Source organism: Rheinheimera hassiensis, assembly GCF_022436675.1.
In the GTDB taxonomy this organism is placed as follows: Bacteria; Pseudomonadota; Gammaproteobacteria; order Enterobacterales; family Alteromonadaceae; genus Alishewanella; species Alishewanella hassiensis.
This window is the reverse complement of the sequence record NZ_JAKUJZ010000030.1, coordinates 1-358: the sequence shown is the minus strand read 5'-3', so window position 1 is coordinate 358 and position 358 is coordinate 1. Positions and strand designations below refer to the sequence as shown.

1 pseudogene is annotated in these 358 nt (G+C 31.8%); it reads left to right on the top strand.

Going from position 1 to position 358, the window contains the following annotated elements:
- Positions 1–134: 134 nt before the first annotated feature.
- Positions 135–358: pseudogene (locus MJX74_RS21515) on the top strand (ISL3 family transposase); the annotation flags it as partial.

The window sequence follows — 358 nt, the reverse complement described above, 5'->3', positions numbered from 1 at the left end:
GACTTTTTCCTGTTGATGACTTATCACTATGATAAGCTGCTAACAGGTTTTTTATTGCATTAAACAAGGAGGACATAGTCCTCTTTAATAAAAAATCTATTCCACTAAACATTTTATAAATAAAGGTGATTTCTATGTCCTCTCTTAATCATTGTATTAAATTCGAGCTTGATATTAAAGACGAAAATATTGTTTTTATAAATCGATCAAACTGCAAAAGCACAAAATCTATGAAGCAGAATTGATTCAACCTGATTGTCCTTTCTGCGGCTCTTTGGATCTTTTACACAATGGCCATTTGATTACCAACATTCACTATCCAACAGCTAATGCAAGTTTGCCTGTCATTATCAGATTA